Annotated in this window: 20 protein-coding genes; 11 read left to right on the top strand and 9 right to left on the bottom strand. The window is 44.7% G+C overall.

Annotated elements, in window-relative coordinates; all coding sequences use genetic code 11:
• Positions 1-104: 104 nt before the first annotated feature.
• The 8 genes from AC13H5_RS15680 to AC13H5_RS15645 all read right to left on the bottom strand — a co-directional run bounded on the left by AC13H5_RS15680 (position 105) and on the right by AC13H5_RS15645 (position 9759).
• Positions 105-935, bottom strand: a complete 831-nt coding sequence (locus AC13H5_RS15680) for a PRD domain-containing protein (protein WP_483546611.1) — start codon at positions 933-935, stop codon at positions 105-107.
• A gap of 349 nt (positions 936-1284) precedes the next feature.
• Positions 1285-2334 carry a 2,3-butanediol dehydrogenase gene (locus AC13H5_RS15675; RefSeq protein WP_483546610.1) on the bottom strand — a complete coding sequence of 350 codons (1050 nt, stop codon included), beginning with the start codon at positions 2332-2334 and terminating at the stop codon, positions 1285-1287.
• Between the two features lie 17 nt (positions 2335-2351).
• Entirely contained in the window at positions 2352-2981 is a 630-nt protein-coding gene (locus AC13H5_RS15670; RefSeq protein WP_483546609.1) for a GntR family transcriptional regulator, read from the bottom strand.
• A 227-nt stretch (positions 2982-3208) separates the two neighbouring features.
• Positions 3209-4060: a BglG family transcription antiterminator LicT gene (gene licT, locus AC13H5_RS15665; protein ID WP_483546608.1), complete on the bottom strand. Its 852-nt coding sequence runs from the start codon at positions 4058-4060 to the stop codon at positions 3209-3211.
• A 112-nt stretch (positions 4061-4172) separates the two neighbouring features.
• Positions 4173-5597: a 6-phospho-beta-glucosidase gene (locus AC13H5_RS15660; protein ID WP_483546607.1), complete on the bottom strand. Its 1425-nt coding sequence runs from the start codon at positions 5595-5597 to the stop codon at positions 4173-4175.
• Positions 5598-5677: 80 nt separating this feature from the next.
• The gene (locus AC13H5_RS15655; protein WP_483546606.1) at positions 5678-7606 is read right to left on the bottom strand and encodes a beta-glucoside-specific PTS transporter subunit IIABC; all 1929 of its coding nucleotides are present in this window, start codon (positions 7604-7606) and stop codon (positions 5678-5680) included.
• 316 nt (positions 7607-7922) lie between these two features.
• On the bottom strand, positions 7923-9011 hold the full coding sequence (ribD, locus tag AC13H5_RS15650) for a bifunctional diaminohydroxyphosphoribosylaminopyrimidine deaminase/5-amino-6-(5-phosphoribosylamino)uracil reductase RibD (RefSeq protein ID WP_483546605.1): 1089 nt from the start codon (positions 9009-9011) through the stop codon (positions 7923-7925).
• Positions 9001-9759 (bottom strand): GTP cyclohydrolase II, encoded by a 759-nt coding sequence (locus AC13H5_RS15645; RefSeq protein ID WP_483546604.1) that lies wholly within the window; start codon positions 9757-9759, stop codon positions 9001-9003. Before AC13H5_RS15645 ends, ribD begins: the two co-directional genes overlap by 11 nt.
• 263 nt (positions 9760-10022) lie before the next feature.
• On the opposite strand from AC13H5_RS15645, the gene AC13H5_RS15640 reads away from it, so the two are divergent.
• Positions 10023-10562 (top strand): helix-turn-helix domain-containing protein, encoded by a 540-nt coding sequence (locus tag AC13H5_RS15640; protein ID WP_483546603.1) that lies wholly within the window; start codon positions 10023-10025, stop codon positions 10560-10562.
• Between the two features lie 80 nt (positions 10563-10642).
• Here AC13H5_RS15640 and AC13H5_RS15635 read toward each other — a convergent pair whose 3' ends face one another.
• Positions 10643-10987: a winged helix-turn-helix transcriptional regulator gene (locus AC13H5_RS15635; RefSeq protein WP_483546602.1), complete on the bottom strand. Its 345-nt coding sequence runs from the start codon at positions 10985-10987 to the stop codon at positions 10643-10645.
• Positions 10988-11274: 287 nt separating this feature from the next.
• Between AC13H5_RS15635 and licT (AC13H5_RS15630) the strand changes: the two genes are divergently transcribed.
• The 10 genes from licT (AC13H5_RS15630) to AC13H5_RS15585 all read left to right on the top strand — a co-directional run bounded on the left by licT (AC13H5_RS15630) (position 11275) and on the right by AC13H5_RS15585 (position 21629).
• A complete protein-coding gene (gene licT, locus AC13H5_RS15630; protein ID WP_483546601.1) occupies positions 11275-12108 on the top strand; it encodes a BglG family transcription antiterminator LicT in 834 nt (277 codons plus the stop codon).
• A 124-nt stretch (positions 12109-12232) separates the two neighbouring features.
• The gene (locus AC13H5_RS15625) at positions 12233-14089 is read left to right on the top strand and encodes a beta-glucoside-specific PTS transporter subunit IIABC (RefSeq protein ID WP_483546600.1); all 1857 of its coding nucleotides are present in this window, start codon (positions 12233-12235) and stop codon (positions 14087-14089) included.
• A gap of 92 nt (positions 14090-14181) precedes the next feature.
• Entirely contained in the window at positions 14182-15654 is a 1473-nt protein-coding gene (gene ascB / locus AC13H5_RS15620; protein WP_483546599.1) for a 6-phospho-beta-glucosidase, read from the top strand.
• A gap of 236 nt (positions 15655-15890) precedes the next feature.
• On the top strand, positions 15891-16763 hold the full coding sequence (locus tag AC13H5_RS15615; RefSeq protein WP_483546598.1) for an SIR2 family NAD-dependent protein deacylase: 873 nt from the start codon (positions 15891-15893) through the stop codon (positions 16761-16763).
• Complete coding sequence (locus AC13H5_RS15610) at positions 16754-17638, top strand: protein-ADP-ribose hydrolase (protein WP_483546597.1); 885 nt, start codon at positions 16754-16756, stop codon at positions 17636-17638. The genes AC13H5_RS15615 and AC13H5_RS15610 overlap by 10 nt, the downstream gene beginning before the upstream one ends.
• 2 nt (positions 17639-17640) lie before the next feature.
• Positions 17641-18612, top strand: coding sequence for a zinc-binding alcohol dehydrogenase family protein (locus AC13H5_RS15605; protein WP_483546596.1), 972 nt, complete (start codon positions 17641-17643; stop codon positions 18610-18612).
• A 28-nt stretch (positions 18613-18640) separates the two neighbouring features.
• Complete coding sequence (locus AC13H5_RS15600; RefSeq protein WP_483546595.1) at positions 18641-19294, top strand: ABC transporter permease; 654 nt, start codon at positions 18641-18643, stop codon at positions 19292-19294.
• Positions 19295-19322: 28 nt separating this feature from the next.
• Positions 19323-20225, top strand: coding sequence for a glycine betaine ABC transporter substrate-binding protein (locus tag AC13H5_RS15595; protein ID WP_483546594.1), 903 nt, complete (start codon positions 19323-19325; stop codon positions 20223-20225).
• 13 nt (positions 20226-20238) lie between these two features.
• A complete protein-coding gene (locus AC13H5_RS15590) occupies positions 20239-21009 on the top strand; it encodes an ABC transporter ATP-binding protein (RefSeq protein ID WP_483546593.1) in 771 nt (256 codons plus the stop codon).
• A complete protein-coding gene (locus tag AC13H5_RS15585; RefSeq protein WP_483546592.1) occupies positions 21006-21629 on the top strand; it encodes an ABC transporter permease in 624 nt (207 codons plus the stop codon). The genes AC13H5_RS15590 and AC13H5_RS15585 overlap by 4 nt, the downstream gene beginning before the upstream one ends.
• The last annotated feature ends 14 nt before the right edge of the window (positions 21630-21643 follow it).

Raw genomic sequence — 21643 nt, 5'->3', positions numbered from 1 at the left:
TTGAATTCCTCCTTCGTTTTGTTCAAATAAAAAACCCAAAGATAACATGGAAAAGTCCACGCTATCTTTGGGTAATGCCTCATGAGAGTAACAATCCCTGATATTTAATTGATGTTATTTTTGATGATACGGTTAATATGCATCATCAGATACAAAATCTCATCCTCGGTTGTCTGAGAACCTAGGGTACCATCAATGAATCTACCAATCACCAATGCACATTCATAAATATCTTCATTCTCTTCCTTCATCGCTTTGAAGATGGAAGAATTGTCATTCATGAACTGAGACCCATCCTGAACCCGCTTAATGTAATATCGAAGGTGCATAGCGAACCGATTGTAGTTGAAGCTGTTTTGGTCAATCGTAACACCAAAAAATTTCTCAATCATATTCGCGGTCTCAGTAACAAGGGCTTCAGTATCAGCACCTTCTGTCACCAGTTCATTCTCTTCCTGGGCGTTTACAAAATGCATCGCAATGTTCGTGATCTCACTGTCCGGAAGGACGACTCCAAGTTTGGTCTTGATTAAAGTGACTGCATATCGACCTAGTTCGGTTTCTTTGGGGTAAAGCTGCTCCACATCATATGAGAACAACATGCGCATCTTCTTGTATTTCGACAACCGTACGATAGCGAAATTGATATGATCTGCAAGCCCAATCAAGAGATTAGGATTCAGGGAAGAAATCAATGTTTTCCGCGCCCTATCTACGATAAGGGCCGCCACCTCAAAGACGTTCTCCGGTACCTCTTCAATCAGATTATAAAATCGATTGTCAATTCGATAGAACGTCATAGAAATCGAGCTCAGGTCGCGAATTTCATAAGGCATTTTTGGAAACCCGATTCCTTTACCAAAAGCAATCAGTTCTTTGTTATTTCCATCAGTACATATTGCAACGTTATTATTAATCTTTTTGATTGCCCGCATATTTTAGCTCCTTGACCGATTATTGAATAGAAAAACTCCTTGAAGCATACCAAATAAAGAAGGTAATGCCTCAAAGAGCAACAATCTCAAAGAGTAACAATCCTTTTACGCGTCAACTTCATGTCAACGCTTACATGCTTAATATACCACATTTATTATCGAATCGACAGTTTTTCTTTATTAGGAATTAATACTTTTTACAGCCTGGATACCCTCCTTGCAGTTACGCTCAAATGATTGATAGGAAAAAAAGATATCCACGCCGTTGAAAGCGTGAATACCCCTTATCCCAAACATGTAGTTGCCCTGTCTAAAATCATGTAATCTAATTGACCATGATCAGTCGGAATTACTTTTCTCCACTTAATTCGACAAGAATTTTAGCCTGTGTTTTATCGTTGGTCAGCGCTTCGAATCCAAATTCAACGATACCATCCAAATTCGTGCGACTTGTCACGACTTGACGTGGTGTCAATTGACCAGCATTCATGGCCGCGATTGTTTTTCTAAACGTGGACGGAGAATATACGATTGAAGCTTTCAACGTCACAGCCGAGTTCGTCAATTGCATCGGGCTCCATTCGATGGCTTTTGCAAAGATAGAAACGACGTCCATGACACCCCCTGCACGTACGACGTCGATGGCTTGTTTGAACGTTGGCGCTACACCAGCGACCTCAAACGCCACATCGACCCCGTCCGGGAGCATGTTTCGAACAATTGAAACCGGATCTTCGTTCCCGGAGTTAATTGTATAGGTCGCACCAAGCTCTTTCGCTTTTTCCAGACGGAAATCAGCGAGGTCGATAGCAAAGATTTCGCTAGCTCCTGCTGCTTTCGCCGCAAGAATCGTTAATAGTCCGATTGGACCCGCTCCGAAAACAGCCACGCTGTCGCCTAATTTGACGCCGGCGTCTAAAACGGCTTGTACCGCGACAGCCATCGGTTCCACCAACGCACCATCTTCTAATGTAAGATTTTCGCCAATCAGATATGCGTTCGATTCTGGAACGACCGCATGTGAAGTAAATCCACCATGACCATTCAGTCCAATAAAACTCATGCCATCGTAGCGGTCGACCGACTCATGTTTCACGCCATGAGTGATGGTGGGGTTGATTGCAACTCGATCACCGATTTTCACCGAGGTCACATTTGAACCAATTTCTTCGACAACACCTGCAAATTCATGCCCCATCGTGACAGGTGCAAGGTCTCCCGTGAAAGGGTCCGGTTCAGAGGTATTGATAAAGATTGGCCCATGTTGGTACTCATGTAGGTCACTGCCACAAATTCCGGCCCATGCTACTCTGACCTTTACTTCATTTTCACCTACATTTTTCAGTTCGACTTCCTCGACTCGAATATCTTTTACATCATGCCATACAGCAGCTTTCATGCTTTTTCCCCCGTTCGTCAAATTGAGACCCATAAGATCACTTTTTGAATGGCAGAACGGGCACTATCAAAGTCTTTTTGTTCAATCGAATGGACAAAGAGGCGAATCGATTCATGATGTGCTTCAATCGCATCCATCTTCCACTTCGTTTGCGCAGCGACATTTGTGACAAACGTTGTTTCTTTAAAGAAACGGAGCATGGCCAAGTTCCCTACTCGATCAAAAAACAGTTGCAGCAAATCGGCAACCGACTCCACATATGCATAGATACTGGCTTGATCTTTTCGACTTTGAATGACCTTTAACTGCTCATTTAATTTCTTTTGATCAAGCTCTCCCCAGTCCGGTTCACACTCTTTTAACACGAATTGGACTAAATAATCGAGAGTCTCTAAGTAATCACCCAGTTCTTTGTCAGAGATCACTCTCACATGAACCCCTTTATGTTGCACTTTCTCGACAACACCGTCTTTCTGCAACAAATAAAGCGCTTCTCGGACAGGTGCATGGCTTACTTGCAATTCCTTCGCAATCTCTGCTTCGATAAGTCTTTGACCTTGATGATAGTGCCCAGAAAAAATGCGCGTCAACAATTGTTCTGCAACCTGTTCTGCCATTGTTTTTTTACTGATTGATACTTTGTTCATTCCCATCGAACCACCTCAATACGTTTCTCTTTCATATTGTACTTGTTTCAACATGAGAATGAACGAGAGAGTAGAATTTATTTGATATCAAACATTATAGATTATCGATAATCTATAATTAGAATATCTCATCTTCTTTCGAAAATAAAGTAAAAGACCTTATCCGATGTTGGATAAAGGTCCTATAAAACAGCCGTTGTTATCGCTTTCAAAAATAAGGAGTGGCACTACTCCTTGCTCTCTTTGATTGTCGCATCTACGACACGATGAATATGAAGGGAGAGATATAATTTTTCGCTCGATTGCAGTTCATAATCAAATTGGGCCTGTATATATTTCGAGATTTTTTCTGTACACTCCGCGGTCTTACCATGTTTTTGAACAAAAGCCTCATACAAGAACGTATCATCCTCTTCAAAATAGGTGCGTGCATACATACGTTGGGCAAAGAATTTCAAGTGAGTGACAAAGCGATAAAAGTTTAATGAGTCCTCATTGATCGTGATATTAAAGTGATACTTGACGATGTTCAAGATATCTTGAGTCAGTTTGGTTATATTGGATATATTCGGCATTGCTTCGTTGAGGCCCGCACTCACCATATGCATGGCCAAGAATCCAGCTTCGTCCTCTGGCAACTTGACGTGGAATCGATCCTCGATGATTTCTAGCGCCTTTTTCCCAAGCATGAATTCGTCTTTATAGAATCGCTTGATTTCCCAAAGGAGAAAGTTTTTAATCTCAAAGCCCTCTCGATGTCTCGTCAAGGCGAAATGGAGGTGATCCATCAACGCGAGATACATCGTGTCAGTCACGTCTCGGTTTAGACGATGCTTCATCAAACGAATGATTTCATCAGTGAGCTCCATGTACTCCACTGGGATTTCTGCCAACAAGATCTTCAATCGCTCATGTACCCCAGTGTCATTCAAGGTAAAAATCTTTTCGATTTTACTTTCATCCACAAAATCGCCTGGCTTTTTTTGAAATGCAAGCCCACGCCCCATGACGACGAGTTCCTCATTCTTCTTATTGAAGGTACTGATTACATTGTTGTTGTAAACTTTCGAGATTTTCATTTACATCACCCACAAGTTTGTCATTATCATACTTTCATTCTCTCAAATATGAGACCGCATTTACAATGAAAAGAGAGAAGGAGAGCATGAGTGGCTCCCCTTCTCTTTTGTCTCACGATAAATGCTCACCGTTTGTCGCGATGACCTGTTTATACCAGTCAAAGCTTTTCTTTTTCGAACGAACGAGCGTTCCGTTGCCATCATTATCTTTATCGACATAGATATATCCATAGCGTTTCTTCATTTCACCGGTTGATGCGCTGACCAAATCGATTGGGCCCCAGCTCGTATACCCGATAATGTCGACACCATCTTTAATCGCCTCACGCATCTGTTCGATGTGCTTTTGCATATAATCGATTCGATAACTGTCGTCAATTTCTCCAGTTTCCGAGGGTGTATCGATTGCACCTAAACCATTCTCGACGACGAACAAAGGCTTTTGATAGCGATCATATAATTGATTTGCTGTAATTCGGAACCCTTTCGGGTCGATTGTCCAACCCCACTCCGATTTTTGAAGGTATGGATTCTCCAATGTGCTGAACACATTCCCGGCCGTCGTATTATTAATTTCAGGATCTGCACTGGTCGTCCGGCTCGCATAATAACTGAACCCGATGTAATCAACGGTATACTCTTTGAGTAACGTCTCATCTTCTTGATCCATTTGAATCTCGATTCCATTCTCTTTCAAGAACCGTTTCGCATATCCCGGATACTCTCCTCGAGACTGCACATCAATGAAGAAGAATGATTCACGGTCTTTCTCCATGGCATCGAGTACATCGTCAGGATTGCAGGAATAAGGATAAGTCTGTCCAGCCGCAAGCATGCAACCTACCTTCATCTCCGGATTGATGGCGCGTGCCGCTTTAACTGCACGGGCACTTGCGACCAGTTGATGATGGGCAGCTTGATATTTCACCCCTCGCTTATCCTCCCCATCCTCGAAGACGAGTCCAGCGCCTACGAACGGCAAATGAAGTAACATATTGATTTCATTGAACGTCATCCAGTACTTCACTTTGTTTTGGTATCGTTCAAACAACGTTGTCGCGTACTTTTCAAAAAGATTGACGAGTTCGCGGTTGCGCCAGCTACCATAATTCTTGACCAGATTGATCGGCACATCGAAGTGGGCAATCGTGACGACAGGTTCGATGCCATATCGGTGTAGCTCATCGAACACATCATCATAGAACTTCAATCCAAGTTCGTTCGGTTGTGCATCATCACCGTTTGGGAAAATCCGAGCCCATGAAATGGAGAGACGGAGTGCTTTAAATCCCATCTCCGCAAATAAGGCGATATCTTCTTTATATCGATGATAAAAATCAATAGCTTCATGAGATGGATAGAATTCCCCTTCACTTGGTTCAAGTGAAGACAGATTTCCATACATCACGTCCCATCTCTTCTCTCCAGTCGGTAACAAGTCGACCGTTGTGAGTCCTTTCCCGTCCTCTAGATAAGCACCTTCGGCTTGGTTGGCTGCGATGGCGCCACCCCATAAAAATCCAGTTGGAAATGCCATGCAAAAAACATCCTTTCTTCATGACGCTGAAAAAGTGGGATGCCCACTTTCTTCAGTCGTTAGCATTCATATAGTCAAAATCACTTTTTCACATCAAAGAGGAATCCGCCTGCGTTGACTACACCCTCTTGAGCTATCTCAATCGAGAAGTTGCTATAGTTCGTGATTACCACCGGCGTCGTCAACGGCTTGCCCGCTCGTTTGATTTGCTCGATATCGAACTCGATCAACAACTGACCTTTTTCGACATACTCGCCTTGTGCCACGTGGGCGTTGAAGTATTTCCCTTCAAGTTGAACGGTATCCATCCCGATATGGATGAGAATCTCTACACCACTGTCCGTTGTCAAACCAATTGCGTGATGTGTCGGGAACAAGGCAGAGACAGTACCTGCTACTGGTGAGAATAATTTGCCTTCAGAAGGCTCGATTGCAACGCCTTGCCCGAGCGCACCTGATGCGAAGGCCGCATCTTCAATCCCGGACAATGCTTTGATTTCACCATTCAAGGGACTTACGATTTCTTCAGCTACTGCAGTCGTGACAGATACCTCTTTTGCTGTCGATGGTGACGCGACTGCATCTGAAACTGGAGCAGCTTCTTCTCCTTTATTGACCCCTCCGAAGAAGTAAGTCAGAACGAAGGCGACAACGAAGGCGACAACCATCGCAATGACCGAACCCCAGAACCCTAAGTCCAATCCTTCAGGTCCGATATATGATGGGAGTTGGAAAATTCCAAGCCCGCCAAACATATATAGCTTTGTACCCGTAATTCCAACGACTGCTCCTCCCACACCACCACCGATACATGACATGATGAACGGCTTTTTAAGCGGTAGCGTGATACCGTAAATCGCAGGCTCGGTAACACCGAAGATACCTGAAATAAATGCTGGGATACTGAGTGTCTTGATTTTTTGATTTTTCGTTTTGAAGAATACAGCTAAAACCGCACCGATTTGACCAAATGATGCTGCGAAAACGAGAGCTAAAATCGGGTCGAAATTCATGGTGGCGATGTTATTGATGGCAATCGGAATCAATCCCCAATGGAGACCAAAGATGACGAATACTTGCCAGAGCGCCCCAAGGAAGATACCTGCGATGACAGGACTCATATTATAAATGGCCAACGTCCCGCTACCAAGTAGTGCTGCGGCCCATGTAGAAATCGGTCCAATGATTAAGAACGTTAACGGAACAATGACCACAAGAGTCAATAATGGTACAACGAAGGTCTTGATGACATCTGGAATGACCGTTTTCAACCAGTTCTCTACTTTGGCCGCAAAGAACGCTGAGATGATGATTGGAATGACTGAAGACGAATACGACATCAAGATGATCGGTATTCCTAAGAATGTCACGTGAACCGGTGACTGGAACATCGTCCCTTCAAACAACGTATACATCGGATCACCCGCTGTGAGTGTAGAAAGGGCGGGATAGACAAGAGCGGCCCCGATGGCCATCCCTATGAATGGACTACCACCGAACTTCTTGATGGCCGTATAGCCCAAGAAGATTGGCAAGAAGTAAAACAATCCATCGCCAGTCGCGTTCAAGAGTTGATACGTCCCTGATGTGTCAGTCAACCAGCCGAGCGCGAGGAAGAGGGCATTGAATCCTTTAATCATACCGGTTGCGGCGAGTACACCGAGGATTGGTGTGAAGATGCTCGACAACACATCAATCAAATTATTGAAGAACGATCCTTTTGGCGTTTCCGCGTTCTCTTTCTCTTTTGGTGCTTGATCTTGGAACCCACCGACTGTGACAAGGTCCTTGTAGACGTCTGGAACATGGTTACCGATGACGACTTGATATTGTCCGCCGCTCTTCATCACGGTCACGACATCGTCCATATTTTTTAACACATCTGTATTTGCTTTGTCCTCGTCTTTAAGTTTGAAGCGAAGTCGAGTGACGCAGTGAACGACACTGGAGACGTTTTCTTTTCCGCCGACATTCTCAATGATGTCTTTGGCTAATTTTTCGTACTTCATCTCTTTTCCTTCTTTCTTTTCCTAATTTATTCAAATAAAAAACCTGATCCGATGAGGTGGCGGACGAGAAATTAAGCCTCTCGACGTACACCTATCAGATCAGGTTATGCCCACTTAAGGTAACATTCCTGCGCAGGAATCATTAAGTTGTTATTTGCTCTTTGTAATCTAACAGGCGCTTGAGCCTCTGTCAACGCTTTCAGTCTACAATTTGATATGTTAAACGATTTGTCACAATTTCAAGAAATTAATTCTTCATATAATGTCACTGAAATCTACGTATTGATAACAACAAGAGATTACTGTAGCTTGGAAATCAATAATTTGGATAGCAGGTTATTCGGATGTCATTTCCAAACGATTCAATGTTAACGTTCTCAAGAGATACGGCCTCGCCCATATATTCGATTCCAGTACCCTCGAGTATGGTCGGGGCATTTTTCCCTCCCACGAGTTTCAACGCCAAATAGACGATTACCTTGTCGACTAGTTTTTTCTCAAAGAAAGCCGAATTGATTGTCCCACCGCCTTCGACCAGTACCGACGAGATCTGATGTGCGCCTAAATACGCCAACACTTCTGTCGGATCGACGTGTGTCTTCGATGAGGTTGGGACGACCGTCACTCCAAGGTCTTCCAAAGCCTTTTTCTTATCTTCGTCATATTGTGTGCTCGTGAAGATCCACGTCTCCGCTTTCTGGTCGCTCACGACTTTAGAGCTCAATGAAATTCTCAGCCTCGAGTCCATGACGACACGTAACGGGTTCCGTCCGTGACTCAGGCGCGTCGTCAACTCTGGGTCATCTTGTTCGATTGTATTGACACCTACCAAGATTGCTCCGTGCTCATGTCTGAGTCGATGACTATCTTCTCTTGATTCCGGAGAAGTGATCCATTTGCTGCTGTTGGCATACGTCGCCACCTTGCCGTCGAGCGTCATCCCAGACTTCATTGTCACGAACGGCATACTAGTCAGGATAAACTTGTTAAAGACCTCGTTCATGCTTGTCGCCGCGTCTTGCTCGACCCCTACAACGACTTCAATCCCGGCCTGCTGTAAGATGTTGATTCCATTCCCTGCGACCAACGGATTGGGATCGAGTGTCGCGACCACCACCTTGCGCACGCCTGCTTCCACAAGCGCGACGGCACACGGACCGGTCCGACCATGATGGGAGCAAGGTTCCAAGGTGACATAGATGGTCGCGCCGCGTGCCTCCTCGCCGGCCATCCGGAGCGCATGAATCTCGGCATGTGGTTCGCCTGCTCTCATGTGACTGCCTACCCCGACGATTCGCTGATCTTTGACAATCACGGCTCCAACGAGCGGGTTAGGATCTGTCTGTCCCTTCATGGCCTTCGCGTTTTCTAGGGCAAGATTCATGTAAAACGTATCAGAGTGCATCGCGGTAGAGACTCCCCTCGCCGAAATGACCAGACTTATGAATTTTTGTCTGAAGATACTTTTCATTGAATTCTGAAACATCGCCCCAAATGGCATGGCGGTCACTGATTGGAAGGCCGGCATGTTTCAGAGCATTTACTTTTTTAGGGTTGTTCGTCATCAACGTGACGGGCTTATCTCGCAACAACTTCAGAATCGAGATGGCATCTTCATAATTTCTCGTATCGTCCTCAAAACCGAGATGTTCATTCGCCTCGACAGTGTCAAACCCGTTTTCTTGCAATACGTATGCCATCGCTTTGCTGAACAAACCGATTCCACGGCCTTCATGATCGGCCAGATAGAACAAGGCGCCGGACCCATTCTCTTTGATGGCCTGCATCGAATGTTTCAACTGATACCCACAATCACAGCGCTTGCTTCCGAAAATATCACCGGTGTGACAAATCGAATGCATACGAACGAGTGCTTCATCAGATTCGGCAAAATCCCCGTGTACCAACACGCTCGATTGCTGCATCTCGGCAAGGTTGGCAGTTGCTAGACTTGCTATAACTTCTTCCGGACTCGTCATTTGCTGATCTGTCTTCAACCAGCTATACCAGTTGAAGGAGACTGTTTCTCCATGTAGATTGACCGGCAAATGAATTGGTCCGACCAAGAATAATCTCTCGTCGTCTTGGTCCACCCATTGTATTTTTTCTTTTAGCACGTCAAGCGCTTTCTCGTTGAGGTTGACTTGTTCCATATTTTCCACTCCTTATGATTCGTCCCGGGACATCGCATTGAGGATTTACTCCAACTAAAGATGTCCATATATTTTTCTTTATAGATAACATTTATTCATATTTGTGAACTAAAAGTCAAAAAATAAGTTTTGATATAGAGATATTTGTTTTTTAAAAGATAACAAGCGGAGCCTAGAAAGTCAAACATTTATTTGTTATATTTAACTTAGTTGCATATTAGCGAACTTATTCCGATGAATTTTTTTAATGAAGAGGTGAAATGATGGAAATCGGTCACAAGATTCGAACCATTCGAAAACGAAAAAAACTAACAATCGCCCAGGTCAGTGAGGGGACTGGCTTATCAAAAGGTTTTATCAGTAACGTTGAGAACGACAATACCTCTCCTTCAATCAACACATTACAAACCATCGCAGATTTTCTCGGGGTTCCTCTCCCATATCTACTTCTTGAGAAGAAGCAACACATGCGTGTTGTAAGGCGAAACGAGCGGCAAATCTCAACTTACAAGAATTTGAACGTGGAACATTTGGCTTCAAAAGGGTCACTTCGAACCATGATTGTCGAATTTCCTCCTGGGGAATCAATCGGACTCCCCCATGCACACGAGGGTGAAGAGAGTCACTTGGTCCTCGAAGGTAGAGTTTTGGCCGAACAGGGTGAGGATTCTTATATCGTTGAGAAGGGTGATTCATTCAGCTGGAATGCAAGTGTTCCTCACAATGTTAAAAACATCGGTGACGAGCCAGCGGTCATTTATATTTCCGTCCATTCAGACGCCGAGCTCAGAAACATTTTTTAACCTCGCTTCTCTACTCTGGGAGTACAGCAATAAAAACAGGCGATCGGGTCATTAGACTTGATCGCCTTCTTTGCGTACATTTATGTCTCATCCGACGGGATCGCGGCCAACTCTTGGTATCCGGTCCCCCACTCAGCCATGGAATTGATAATAGGCTTTAATGTGAGTCCAAGGTCACTCAACGCATATTCAACTCGAGGTGGGACTTCAGCGTATACGAAGCGCTCGATGATCCCATCGCTCTCCATCGCTCTTAAATTTTGTGTGAGAACTTTTTGACTGACACCTTCAATTCCTTTTCTCAATTCTCCAAATCGTTTCGTGCCTGTCAACAATTCTCTCAGTATGAGAATCTTCCACTTGTTGCCGATAAGACCCACTGTTGTCGCGACCGGACAAAGGGGCAATTCTTTTTTAATTTCCATACATCGTCCTCCATAGTTTCCAAAAGGATGCTTTATACTCCACTTGGTGATTCCCCCCTATTAGATACCAATGAGCATCAAAAATCAAAAAAATCGTGAAATAAAAAATTGACACCGCTTTCAACAGGCGTTATATTATAGGCAATTACAGAAAATCAAATAAACACCAACGTTGGATTGTGACCACATGGGCAAAACCTAAGTTGATGAGAGTACTGCATGATTGCAGTATTGCCATCGATTTAGGTTTTTTTATTGCCCTATATGAAGGAGGTGAAGACGATAAGATGATTATACGAAAGATTTTTAATAATAATGTCGTCCTGGCTGTCGAAGAGGACGAGAATGAACTGATACTGATGGGCCGGGGGATTGCGTTCCAAAAAAAAGCCGGCGACACAATCGACGAGAGCAAGGTCGATAAAAAATTCTTCCAAGGACTCTCGAATAAACTCTCCGAACTTCTCAAAGAGTTGCCGCAAGCCCATCTTGATTTGGCAGATGAAATTATCCAATACGCCAAATCTCATTTATCCACAAAATTGAATGACTACATCTATCTGACACTGACAGATCACTTGGACTTCGCAATCACAAGAGTAAGAGAAGGACAGGTTCTCGTAAATCCATTGCTGTGGGAGATAAGAAAAATCTATCCGAATGAATACAAAGTCGGACAGACTGCGATTAAAATGGTCCAAGATCAGCTCGGAATCACACTTCCTGACGACGAGGCCGGATCTATCGCGCTTCATCTTGTGAACGCGCAAAATGGTACTCACGAAATGAATCAAACTATCGAAATCACTAAAATGGTCCAAGATATTCTTCAAATTGTCAAATATCATTTCGGTATTGATTTAGACGAGGATTCATTGAACTACAGCAGATTTGTTGTACATCTGCGATTTTTCGGTCAAAGGTTGCTAGAAAAGCAGACGAACCCGCACGAAAACAATGAATTATTTGAAGTTGTGAAAGAAAAATATCCGAAGGTATTTGATTGCGTAGAAATTATTGATCGATATGTAAACAAAGCTGTAAACGTCTCTCTGTCAAAAGCCGAGATGGTATATCTCATGCTTCACATCCAGCGGGTGACAGATCGCACGAACAATTGAACACAATCTTGGGGTTGTAACTGTCAAAGGCAAAACCTGAGTTGTATACACAAGGTGAACATTTTTTCACCGGTATATGACTTAGGTTTTTTGTTTCGTTTCACACACTAAAGGAGGTACGAACATGAACCACGAACAACTCTCAAAGGAAATATTGACCCATGTCGGTGGCAGAGAAAACATTGAACAAGTCACGCATTGCATGACACGCTTACGATTCAATCTGAAAGATGACACACTAGCCAACAAACAGGCGCTTGAAAAAAATCCGGATATCATGGGTGTCGCTAACAAGGGCGGCCAATTCCAAATCATCATCGGTAGCCACGTCAACACGCTCTATAAAGAATTCGTGAATGTAGCGGGAATCACCGAGCAACATACCTCTCGTGACAAAAAGAAGAAACAGGGAGTCCTAAACAACATCCTCGACACGCTCGCCGGGGTCTTCACCCCGATTTTGCCTGCGATTGTCGGGGCTGGGATGATCAAGGCACTACTCTCACTATTGTTAGTCCTCGAATACGTATCTGCAGAAAGTCAGTCATATCAGATATTCAATGCCATTGCAGACGGGGCGTTTTATTTTCTACCAATCCTGGTAGGATTCAGCGCCGCGAGAAAGTTTGGAATGAACATGTATGTAGGAGCAGCAATCGCCACCGTCGCGCTTTATCCGAGTCTTACGGCCTTGATGGCGACTGCTCAAGAGGCGGGTGAGCGTCTCTCGTTCCTCGGTCTCCCGGTCACTCCAGCTACTTACTCTGCTTCAGTCATCCCAATCTTCTTTACGATTTGGTTCGCCTCATATGTAGAGAGATTTATTGATCGCTACACCCCAGGAGCTTTAAAAATTATCGTGGTTCCTACAGTCACCATCCTTGTAACGGTCCCTGTCTTCCTCGTAGCGATTGGACCGATGGGTGCAATCCTTGGGAAATGGTTGGCGGTAGGTGTCACATTCTTGTTCCAAGTCGCGGGCCCTCTTGCCGGACTTTTACTCGGAGCCGCGATGCCGTTTCTCGTCATGGCGGGCATGCACTACGCCCTCGTTCCAATCTTTTTGGAATCACTCGCCACCAATGGCTACGATTACATCTTACCGATTTTGACAGTAAACAATATTTCACAGGGTGCCGCAGCATTAGCCGTATTCTTTGTGGCCAAAAGTAAGAAAACAAAATCACTGGCCTTCTCCACAGGTATCACTGGGGTGCTCGGTGTTACCGAGCCAGCCATGTACGGTGTTAACCTCCGCTTGAAAAAGCCGTTCATCGCAGCCATCATCGGTAGTGCTGCCGGCTCTACATTTATGATGATTTTCCAGACGAAAGCGTACATGTTCGTCAAAACTGGTTTGCAAGGAATACCGATGTTCTTTGGCGAGACCTTTATCTATGCCATCATCGGGATTCTCATCTCGATTGTGGTGTCTATGGTAATGACGATTGTCCTCAAATTCGAAGACCCAGAGATTGAGGAACGTATTGATGTTCCGACAGAGAATCAAGTCGCCGCTACCACACTCTCAAGTGTCATCTTGAGCCCGCTAAATGGAACAATCAAACCGATGGCCGAGGTTGACGATATCACATTCTCGAGCGGAATTATGGGTGAAGGCGTCGCGATTCAGCCGTCAGAAGGACGACTCGTTTCTCCTGTAGCCGGTACCGTGACTTCACTCTTCATCACCAATCATGCAATCGGATTGACGAGTGACGCAGGGGCTGAGGTTCTAATTCATATCGGGATTGACACTGTAAAACTAGAAGGGAAATTCTTCAAGGCTCATGTCCAACAGGGAGACGAAGTGAAAATTGGTGACCTCTTGATTGAGTTCGATTTAGATGCGATCAGAAAAGCCGGATATGATACGATCACGCCAGTGATTATAACCAACAGCCAAAGGTTCTCTGAAGTAAAATGCGCACACCCTAAAGCGACAATCGAGAAAGAAATGTTGATGGAGCTACAAGCCTGATATGAAAGATTGTATTACTATCACCACAAAACATGTCGCGCATGCTACGCTCATTAATTTTGGACTTTCAAACCATCAAGGAGGATTATTACATGCTGCATCTAAATAAAGGATTTCCTGAAAACTTCTTATGGGGTGGCGCCACCGCGGCCAACCAATTTGAAGGAGGCAGTGACGTCGGAGGAAAAGGATTGTCGGTTTCTGACGTATACACGTTCGACGAACATCTGCCGAAAGAGAAATGGTCTGATCAGTGGCTAAAAATGACGCATCACCAAGTCAAAGAAGCGCAAAATCCTGATTCGAAAAACTATTACCCAAAACAGCATGGCATCGATTTTTATCACCATTACAAAGAGGACATCGCCTTATTTGCCGAGATGGGCTTTAAATCGTTCCGTATGTCCTTGGCTTGGACAAGAATTTTCCCGAATGGCGATGAAGTTCAACCGAGTGAAGAAGGATTGGCATTTTACGATCGTGTCTTCGATGAATTAAAAAAGTATGATATTGAGCCGATCGTCTCATTATCACACTATGAAATGCCGCTCTATCTGGTAACCGAGTATGGGGGATGGGCTAACCGAAAACTTGTAGACTTTTTTGTGAATTATGCGACAGTGGTCTTCAATCGATACAAGGGAAAAGTGAAATACTGGATGACCTTCAATGAAATCAATTCATGCAAGCATCATCCTTTCGTCAGCCTAGGCTTGATTGAAGAAGGTTATCCTAACCTTGAGCAGGCCAAGTATCAAGGGGCACATCATCAATTTGTTGCGAGCGCCCTTGCGACAAAGGCACTGAAATCAATCGACCCCGAGGCACAAATGGGATGTATGGTGAGCTATACCGTGTTTGTCCCATACAGCTGTGCGCCTGAAGATGTGCAACAGGCTACCGAAAAACAACGGGATGCCCTTCTATTCAGTGATGTTCAGGCGAGAGGATACTATCCAGCTTATGCCGCTCGTATGTTAGATGAGAAAGGGATTTCGCTCGAATTTGAAGCACATGACGAAAAGATCTTAAGAGAATATCCTGTCGATTTTGTATCGTTCAGTTATTATATGTCGAGCGCAGTGAGTGCGACCCCCGAACAACTAGAAGGCGCAGTCGGAAATCTGTTGGTCGGCGGTATCAAAAACCCGTACCTTCCCGCCAGTGAATGGGGATGGCAGATCGATCCAAAAGGGTTACGCACTGCTCTCAACCAGTTATATGACCGTTATCAAAAACCTTTGTTCATTGCAGAGAATGGTCTTGGCGCGATGGATACACTTTTAGAGGGAGACATCGTTGAGGATGACTATCGTATCTCTTATTTAAGAGAACATATTCGACAGATGAAAGAGGCGATTCGTGACGGCGTAAATGTATTTGGTTATACCAGCTGGGGGTGCATCGACATGATCAGTGCCTCTACTAACCAAATCTCAAAACGCTATGGCTATATTTATGTAGATCAAGATGACATGGGTCGAGGAACACGAAGACGTATTAAAAAGAAATCGTTCCATTGGTATAAACGAGTGATCGCTTCCAATGGAGAGCAGTTAGATTGAAAGCATGAGACGAGTTCGGGGCGCTGACCCTGGACTCTTTTTCGTTGAGCAGCATGCAATGGTTACCATTTGGTTCCTATAAAACTAAAAGGTGCCTACTTTTAAAAAGAGATTATTCTCGCTACCATTGCTTCAAGGAGAGCGCGAATATCTCGCTGCACAGGTGATAGATGACGGATGCGGTTTTCAAGTCTTGTTATGACATTTTCTCAAATACGGTGAAAGGAGAAACTAGTATGACTGAGGGTTATCAAACCAGGATCAAGAAGGCGATTACGGCACTCAACGAAGCTGAATTTGTACTGATTGGCGGTGGTGCAGGTCTTTCCGCCGCAGCGGGTCTGACTTATGAAGGTAAACGATTCACAGATCATTTCGCCCCATTTATCACTAGATACGGGTTTAAGGATTTATATTCCTCGAGCTTTTATCCGTTTGAGACGCAAGAAGAAAACTGGGCGTATTGGGCAAAGCATATTAGTCTCAATCGATATGAGACCGCTGCGACCCCACTCTATACGAAACTATTTCGGATCATGCATGATAAACAGCTTTTTGTAATCTCTACGAATGTCGAAAGCCAATTCACAAAATCAGGATTTCCGACCGACAAGGTTTTTGAGATTCAAGGAGACTATGGATTCTTGCAATGTGCGACCGCTTGTCACGATAAACTGTACTACAACGAAAAACTCGTCAGAGAAATGGTCAAACAGACCATAGATTGTAAGGTTCCTTCTTCACTGGTTCCTGTTTGCCCTGAATGCGGGGGCGCGATGGATGTGAATTTGAGAAAAAATCAGTTTTTCGTACAAGATGAGGCTTGGTACGAGTTCGACAAACGTTATAAGTCATTTTTAGAGCACGCCGTGACCAAGAACCTAGTGCTTATTGAGCTTGGTGTCGGATTCAACACACCTGGAATCATACGTTATCCGTTCGAGCGAATCACACATCATGCTCCGAACGTCACATTGATACGCCTGAATCAAGGTCACCCCGAGGGATTTGATGAAAACAAATCAAAAACGATTTCATTTACAGAAAATATGGATCACGTGATAAGCGATTTATTGAAGAACAAGATAGAGGTGTCCACATGGACCTGAATCATTATGATCGGGCTGTGTTTTTGAGGGAACCCTTCTCCCCCCCGGTGGCGAATCACCCAACTCCCGAACTGGTCAGTGCTCTTTTAAAAATACTTGAGGTTGATGATACCACCCTTTCTGTCCAATATACCTCGTTCAGAGAATTGTTGAGAGGAAAATTGAATCAAGTCGAACCCGGTGTCCTGAGTGCCGATTTCATGGATAAAATGGATTCTTTACTCCAACTTGAATTGAAACAAAAAACAATTGTGACGCCATCGAAGCTCTTGACGCTTTCCCAAACGAATAAAGATGCGGACATTGAGAACGCGCACCTTCTCTCGATTTGGAGAGGTGATATCACACACCTCGCTGTGGACGCGATTGTCAACGCGGCCAATAGGTATATGCTCGGATGTTTCCAACCACTTCATGCTTGTATCGATAATGCCATACATTCAGCAGCAGGTCCTCGACTCAGAGAAGATTGTGCGACCATTATGAGAATTCAAGGGCATCTCGAACGCACAGGGACTGCCAAAATCACCCGAGCATATAATCTTCCGTCAAATTTCGTCATACACACGGTTGGACCCATCATCCCTCGAGGCAGTGAAGTTCATCCTTCACAAGCGCGGGAGCTCGCTTCCTGTTACACATCATGCCTCGACCTGGCTCATAAGGTCGGGGACATCAAGAGTGTAGCATTTTGTGCCATTTCAACCGGTGTGTTCGGTTTTCCCAAACGAGAGGCTGCCTCTATCGCACTCCATTCTGTCAATCGCTGGTTGTCCACCCATGACCATTCGTTTGACCGTATCATCTTTAACGTATTCTCATTCGAAGATGAGAGCGTCTATCGAGATGTCCTGCATCAAAAGAAAGGAGAATGACAATGAAAGCTGTAGTTTTAAGAGAAGCCTGTGAGGCATCAGCATTGTATGTTGAAGACGTTCCCATTCCTAAAGTCAAACCCGGATGGGTACTTGTAAAAGTCAAAGCATTCGGACTCAATCGTTCCGAACTCTTTACGAGAATGGGTGAATCGCCTTCCGTCAAGTTACCACGTATCTTAGGGATTGAATGTGTCGGTGAGATTGCCCATCCGTCTGACAGCAGATTCACTATAGGCCAACGTGTTGTCTCACTCATGGGTGGGCTCGGAAGGGAATTCGATGGAAGTTATGCAGAATATGCCCTGATTCCAGCTACCCAAGTCTATCCGGTTGACACAACAATCGATTGGCCAGAACTCGCCGCCATACCAGAGATGTATTACACTGCCTTCGCTTCTCTTTTCAAAGTATTGAATTTGCAGCATGGTGACAGCCTGCTCATACGAGGCGGGACAAGTTCGGTCGGAATCGCAGCAACACAATTGGCGAAATCAATCGGAGTCAAAGTGATGACCACTACACGCCGTCCTGAAAAAGTCGAATTTTTACGTTCCATAGGGGCTGACACGGTACTTATCGATGATGGAACGCTTGGAGATACTCTCAAACAACGATACCCGGAAGGCGTCGACAAAGTGCTTGAATTAGTCGGGACAAAGACCTTGAAAGACTCGTTACAGACACTTGCTCCTTCCGGCATCCTCTGCATGACCGGGATACTTGGTGGCGAATGGGTCCTTGATCATTTTGAACCGATGTTGGATATCAAGTCAGGTACTTTTCTGACTCAATTCGATAGCGGGGTCAACTTCGATGTTGAACTGTTGACGCGCTTGTTCGACCATATAGAGCGGCATGAACTCGTCCCACCAATTGCTCATATTTTTACTTTAGATCAAATATCGTCTGCCCATATCTTAATGGAGAGTAATATCGCCAATGGGAAAATCGTCGTCGTGAACGCCGAGTGATTGAATCGATGATGAGAGGAGAAACACAGTGACTAAAGATATTGGCACACAGGTGTTGGATTATCTACGGCAGAACGGTCCCGACATCTGGTTGGCAGTAAATGAGCACATCTCGATCAGTCTGATTGCCCTTTTAATCGCGTCGATGATAGGCATCCCGATTGGAATCTTCTGTGCGGCAAATAAATCCATCGAGTCTCACGTGGTTTCGTTGTTCCAAACCCTTAGAATTATCCCGAGCTTAGCCATTTTATTACTCATGCTCCCCGTTCTCGGACCCGGGGCTGACACTGCAATCATTGCATTAACGATTCTTGCCGTCCCACCAATTTTGATGAGTACCATCATCGGTATTCAGGAGGTGCCGTTGTTCATTCGAGAGACCGCCAGTGGACTAGGCATGACCCGGCCTCGAATATTCCTTCAAGTCATCTTACCTTTAGCCTTGCCCCATGTTCTGAATGGGATAAAGATCGCGGCGGTAGAGGTAGTTGCAAGTGCAACCCTCGCCTCCAAAATTGGTGCGGGCGGCCTAGGAGAAGTCATCTTTACAGGACTCGGGTTAAATCGCCCAGAGATGTTAATTACAGGCGGCTTGGCAGTGGCCCTGCTGGCTGTCTGTGCCACCCTACTGTTTGACTTAATCGAACGAATCTTCACCCGTTATAAATTCACGCATTAATTCCAAACTTTGAATCGGAGGTTTTAACATGAACAGATTTCGTAAAGCATTCATCGGCGTATCTGCGCTAACTATGATTTTTGGGCTTGCTGCCTGTGGAACGGCTGATAGCGGGAATTCCAATAAAGAACCGATTCGTATTGGCACAAAAGACTTTACTGAAAATCTCATTGTGGGTGAATTGTATTCACTCGCACTCGAAGACGCTGGATTTGAAGTAGAACGAGTTCCCAACATTGCAGGTTCAATCATTCATACTTCTCTTGTCAATGATGAAATCGATTTGTATCCCGAGTATACAGGAACCGGTCTTTTGACGATTCTGAAAAAAGACTTACTCACAGATCCCCAAGAGGTGTATGACACCGTCAAGTCAGAATATGAAAAACAGTTCGACGTGACCTGGCTCGACTATTCAGAAGCAAACGATGGTGCAGGTCTGGTGATTCGTACAGCGGTATCAGAGAAATTAGGCATCAAGACCATCAGTGATTTACAAGCACATGCGGATCAAATCCGTTTCGCCTCTCAAGGAGAGGTTGACCAACGCGAAGATGGCATTCCTGCGTTGGAAAAAGTATACGGTGCTTTCAATTGGAAATCCTCTAAAGTTTATGACAATGGATTGAAATATGAGATCCTTCGGAATGATGAGGCTGACGTTGCTCCTGCATATACGACGGAGGGACAATTACGTAACACGGACGAGTTCACGCTCTTAGAAGACGATAAACAAGTATGGCCACCCTATAATCTAGCCCCTGTCGTCCGAAACGAGATTCTAAAAGCGAATCCGGAGATCGCTGAGGTCATCAACAAAGTCTCTGCAACACTTGACACAGCGACCATCACGATTTTGAACGCAGAGGTGGATGTCGAAAAACGTGAGTATGAAGAAGTCGCGAAAGAATATTTCGAATCCATCAACTGACAAGGAGAGTTTGATGAAACGTATAGCCATTCAAGCAAATCGTGTGACCAAGCAATTTAAAGGTGCATCCTATAAAGCCCTGGATAATGTCAGTTTGAATATCATGGAGGGAGAGTTCATCACGATATTGGGCTCTTCTGGATCGGGAAAAACAACCTTCCTCAAAATGATCAATAAATTATATGAACCAGATAGTGGAGGAATATCATTATTCGGCGAAGATATCGCAAAAATGGATTCTATCAAACTGCGACGCCAGATTGGATATGTGATTCAGCAAGTCGGGTTGTTTCCGCACATGACAGTGGCAGATAACATTGCGGTCGTTCCAAAAATGCTCAAATGGAAAAAGCGATTAATTGATGAAAAAACCGATTCGCTCCTCCAGCTCATCGGCCTCCCGAAGAAAGACTTCGGTCATCGCTTCCCTTCGCAATTATCTGGTGGGCAGCAGCAACGGATCGGATTGGCCAGGGCCCTGGCCGCCGATCCGAAACTGATGTTACTCGACGAACCTTTTGGAGCACTCGATGCAATCACTCGCGCCAGTTTACAAGATGAGCTCCTACGCATCCATCGTGACATGGATAAGACCTTTCTTTTTGTCACCCATGACATCAGCGAGGCATTGAAGCTTGGAACCCGTGTGCTCATCATGAACGAAGGAAAAGTTGTCCAGTTCGACACTCCGCGCCAAATTATCGCGCAACCGGCAAACGAATTCGTTGATGGTTTATTGTCCTCCGTCAGAGAACAACATGAGTTATGGGAGGGCATTCGATGATTGATTACATGCTGACCTATCCTGATAAACTTTTAAATGCTCTCATCGAGCATATATATCTAGTCTTTGTTTCCTTATTTTTCTCACTACTTTTAGCCAGTTGTCTCACGGTGCTTATGATCTTTTCAAAAAGCATTTCGGCGCTTTTTATATACGTACTATCGGTCATTTACTCAATCCCTAGCATCGCCTTGTTCGCCCTCCTCATTCCTTGGACCGGTCTCGGAGAAACGACTGCCATCCTCGTACTCGTCGCTTATAATCAATACTTGTTGCTCCGAAATATCATGACCGGCTTAAATGAGGTCCCTCCTGCACTTTTAGAGGCGGCCAGAGGAATGGGAATGGGGCGCATTCAAATGTTGATACACATACAGCTCCCGATGGCTACACAACCTATTTTGACAGGGATTCGCTTGGCCATCGTTTCTACAATAGGCATTGCAACCATTGCTTCTATTATCAACGCGGGAGGAATCGGTGTTCTATTGTTTGATGGCTTACGAACCTTAAATTCAACTAAAATCATCTGGGGAAGCCTATTAGCAGCTGTCTTGGCTATAGGTTCTAACTATCTACTTGCCCGCATTCAATACAAAATCAAAAGATATGAGGATTGAGAAGAAGGAGGAGG

The sequence above is a fragment of the Exiguobacterium sp. FD-YE-25-4 genome (genome assembly GCF_057004685.1).
Note: the sequence above shows the minus strand (reverse complement) of the source record. Positions and strands in the feature narration are given on the sequence as shown.